This window comes from Rhizobium sp. UFLA01-1127 (assembly GCF_059803845.1).
Window position 1 is genome coordinate 1 of the sequence record NZ_JAUQTZ010000243.1, and the last position, 4,127, is coordinate 4,127.

Here is a 4,127-nt window from a genome sequence, read left to right on the forward strand (position 1 = left end):
GCCGGCTGTGGTATTCCACCGGAACGCATGATCGCATGGATGGGGCAATTGCGATGCATGTTCAGGCCATCGAAGCCATTCAAGACGGTGACGCGAATGCGGCAGAAACAGCCATGGCGGCGCTCATCGATTATCTCAGTGGCGTATAGAAAGGGCGGCTTCGCTGCCGAAGCCGCCTCTCGTTCCCCATCCGGATAACTCGATCAACCGACGAAAGCGCGTTCGATGACGAACTCGGCCGGGTTATTGTTGGCACCCTCGTTGAGGCCAGCCTCTTCCAGCAGCGCCTTGGTGTCCTTCAGCATGGCGGAAGAGCCGCAGATCATGCCGCGATCGATGGCCGGATCGAGCGGCGGCACGCCAAGATCGCTGAAAAGCTTGCCGTTTTCGATGAGATCGGTAATGCGGCCCTTGAAGGGGAACTCCTCGCGGGTGACGGTCGCGTAGTGGCGCAGCTTGTCGCCGACGACTTCGCTCAGGATTTCATCGTTGCGGATTTCCTCGACGAGATCGAAACCGTATTTCAGCTCGGCCACATCCCGCGTCGTGTGGGTGAGAATGACTTCCTCGAACTTTTCATAGGTTTCCGGATCGCGGATGAGGCTCGCAAACGGCGCGATGCCGGTGCCGGTCGAGAACATGTAGAGCCGGCGGCCGGGCGTCAGCGCATCCAGAACCAGCGTACCGGTCGGCTTCTTGCGCATCAGCACTTCGTCGCCGGGCTTGATGTTCTGCAGGTGCGAGGTCAGCGGACCGTCAGGCACTTTGATGGAAAAGAACTCGAGTTCGTCGGCCCAGGCAGGGCTCGCGATCGAATAGGCGCGATAAAGTGGCTTGCCCTCGACCATGAGGCCGATCATAGCGAATTCGCCGGAGCGGAAACGGAAGCCTTGCGGCCGGGTCATGGTGAAGCGAAAGAGCCGGTCGGTATAATGCGTGACGCTCAGCACCGTCTCGGCGAAGACGCCGGCTGGCACTGCTGAAGCAAATTCATCTGATTTGGCGGGGGCGTTCATTCTGTCTCGGATCCCGTATTAATCTTGCATGTCTTTCCTGGCAGGCTCATTTCGCGATGCTGATATTATAATATAGCCGGTCTTGAAAGGCATTCCATTCCAACCGCCGGCACAGGACTGAAATATGAATGTTCCAGTCAAAACTCCAGCTTGCCGACTTTACCCATATTGATAGGCTCGAATACTGCAATCCGACACTGTCAAATTGCCGCAACAGCAAGCCCCAATGTCAGGCCGATTTCGCCGGCAACCGCCGCCAGCTATAAGCCTGTCCGCCTTCTGCGCGGCGCGCGGCCGGCTGATAATAGTGCGGAATGCCCGGCAAGCGATTTTCCGACAGCCGTCTCAACGCAGTTTCGTTGGTCACGGCGAAACTATCGATGCCGACGCGCAGCATCAACGGAATCTGGTCGATCAGCACATCGCCGACGGCACGCAACTCCCCAGCATAGCCCAGGCGCTGGCGCAAAAGCGAGGCATGGCTGAAGGAGCGGCCGTCGCTGAACGCCGGAAAGGCAACGGCAACAAGATCGAGACGATCGAGGTATGGCTGCAGCCGGGTCACGTCGTCGGCCGGTTTAATGACGACGCCGAGGCCGACGTCGTTGCTTTCTTCCGCCTTTGCGATCAGCGCATCGAGGCCAAGCAGAGGCTTCTGCGTCTCGGCCGCCTTGATCTCGTCAGTCTCGATGATCCAGAGATCACCTTCCACAAAGCCGGTTTCCCGCCAGATCTTGGTCATGGTCAATCTCCTTACGCTGCTTCGGCGGCCGTCGAGGACGAGCCGTAGAGCGCCGTCTTGAACGGCTGCGGCCCGACGCGACGATAGGCGGCGAGGAAGGTTTCGGAAGGATCCAGACGAAGTCCGAGATAGGTATCGACGATGGTCTCGATAGCGTCAGTCACTTTGTCGGGCTCGAAGCCACGGCCGATGATCTCACCGATCGAGGTGTTTTCGTCGCCGGAGCCGCCGAGCGTGATCTGATAGAGCTCCGCGCCCTTCTTCTCGACGCCGAGCAGGCCGATATGGCCGACATGGTGGTGGCCGCAGGCATTGATGCAGCCGGAGATCTTGATCTTCAGCTCGCCGATCTCGGACTGGCGCTCGGGCGAACCGAAGCGTCTGGAAATCTCCTGCGCGACCGGAATGGAGCGCGCATTGGCAAGCGCGCAGTAATCAAGGCCGGGGCAGGCGATGATGTCCGTGATCAGGCCGGCATTCGCCGTTTCCAGGCCGATGGCGACGAGGCCGCGATAGACGGCTTCGAGATCGGCCAGAGCAACATGCGGCAGAATCAGATTCTGCTCATGGCTGACGCGAATTTCGTCGAAGGCATATTCCTCTGCGAGGTCGGCCACGGCCTCCATCTGTGCATCCGAGGCATCGCCCGGAATGCCGCCGATCGGCTTCAGCGAGATGGTCACCATGCCGTAATCCGGGTTCTTGTGCGGCTGCACGTTCTGCTGCACCCAGCGCGCGAAGTCCGGATCGGCCCTCTTCCAGCGCGCCAGGCTTTCCCAGCCTTCGGCGCGCTCAGGCAGCGCCGGCGGTGCGAAATAGGCCGAAATCGCCTGGACGTCGGCCTCCGGCAGCTTCAGCTCCGTATCTTTCAGCTTCTCGAATTCGACCTCGACCTGACGCGCCAATTCTTCGGCGCCGGTTTCATGCACGAGGATCTTGATGCGCGCCTTGTACTTGTTGTCGCGGCGGCCATACAGGTTGTAAACGCGCATGATTGCCGTCGTATAGGAGAGGAGATCCTCTTCCGGCAGGAAATCGCGGATCAGCTTGGCAACGAGCGGCGTGCGGCCCTGCCCGCCTCCAACATAGACGGCAAAGCCGATCTCGCCCTTGTCGTTCTTTTTCAGATGCAGGCCGATATCGTGAACCTGGATAGCTGCGCGGTCGCGCTCGGCACCGGTGACGGCGATCTTGAACTTGCGCGGCAGGAACGAGAATTCCGGGTGAACGGACGACCATTGGCGCAGAATTTCTGCATAAGGCCTGGGATCGGCGACTTCGTCTGCCGCTGCGCCGGCGAAATGGTCGGCCGTCACGTTGCGAATGCAATTGCCCGAGGTCTGAATGGCGTGCATCTCGACGGAGGCGAGATCAGCCAGCGCATCCGGCATTTCGGAGAGCTTCGGCCAGTTGAATTGCAGGTTCTGGCGGGTGGTGAAGTGACCATAGCCGCGGTCATAGGTGCGTGCGACATGCGCGAGCATGCGCATCTGGCGCGAGCTCAGCGTGCCATAGGGAATAGCGATGCGCAGCATATAGGCATGCAGCTGCAGATAGACGCCGTTCATCAGGCGCAGCGGCTTGAAGGCGTCTTCCGAAAGCTCACCCGAGAGGCGTCGCGCCACCTGATCGCGGAACTGGGCAACCCGTTCCGCAACGAAGGCGTGGTCGAATTCATCGTAACGATACATGATTTCCTCGGGACTTCTCAGGCTGCAATGAAATCGGGATCGGCCGCGGCATAGCCTGGCGCATATTCCATGGTGGGGCCTTCGGCGCGGATGCGCTCGCGCAGGCGCAGCGGCCAGAGCTTGCCGCCGGTTTCCTGAACGTCGATCAGATTGACGTCGACGACCTTGTTGTCGGCATAGGCTTTCTTGCCGATCGCTTCCAGAGCGGCTTCCGCCTCGGCATGACGGGCGACAAGCGCTTCCTGCAGCGATAACGTCCACTCACCATTTGCGTTCAGCCAAACGGCGACGCCATCGGTGAGCCGGTTTGCGGTCAGAACCTTGTCGACCATCAATCAGCTCCTTGCATAGTCTTGAGCGACGGCCCCGCGACGGACCAGCGGCTCGGATTGTTCAAAATTCGCACCGGCGACGGCATCGCCGATAATGACCATGACCGGCCCGCCCAACTCATCACGATGCTCGAGACCGGGCAGATCCCGCAGGATGCCATGCATCAGGCGGCGATCGCGACGGCTCGCATTTTCGATGATGGCAACCGTCGTCTCGGGCGGGAGGCCGGCCTGCATCAGGCGGCCGGCGACGGAGGCGGCGACCGTACGCCCCATATACACTGCAATCGTGGCGCCGGATACGGCCAAACTCGCCCAGTCTGGCAACACATCGCCCGTAAGATCG

Annotated in this window: 4 protein-coding genes and 1 pseudogene; all 5 read right to left on the reverse strand. The window is 60.5% G+C overall.

Going from position 1 to position 4,127, the window contains the following annotated elements; genetic code table 11:
- Nucleotides 1-203 precede the first annotated feature (203 nt).
- Complete coding sequence (locus tag Q4Q11_RS31025; RefSeq protein WP_498571884.1) at nucleotides 204-1,016, reverse strand: ferredoxin--NADP reductase; 813 nt, start codon at nucleotides 1,014-1,016, stop codon at nucleotides 204-206.
- 229 nt (nucleotides 1,017-1,245) lie between these two features.
- Complete coding sequence (locus tag Q4Q11_RS31030; RefSeq protein WP_113214749.1) at nucleotides 1,246-1,758, reverse strand: DUF934 domain-containing protein; 513 nt, start codon at nucleotides 1,756-1,758, stop codon at nucleotides 1,246-1,248.
- 11 nt (nucleotides 1,759-1,769) lie between these two features.
- Complete coding sequence (locus Q4Q11_RS31035) at nucleotides 1,770-3,449, reverse strand: nitrite/sulfite reductase (RefSeq protein ID WP_498571885.1); 1,680 nt, start codon at nucleotides 3,447-3,449, stop codon at nucleotides 1,770-1,772.
- 17 nt (nucleotides 3,450-3,466) lie between these two features.
- The gene (locus tag Q4Q11_RS31040) at nucleotides 3,467-3,781 is read right to left on the reverse strand and encodes a DUF2849 domain-containing protein (protein WP_112507208.1); all 315 of its coding nucleotides are present in this window, start codon (nucleotides 3,779-3,781) and stop codon (nucleotides 3,467-3,469) included.
- A 3-nt stretch (nucleotides 3,782-3,784) separates the two neighbouring features.
- Nucleotides 3,785-4,127, reverse strand: a pseudogene (locus Q4Q11_RS31045) (siroheme synthase CysG); the annotation flags it as partial.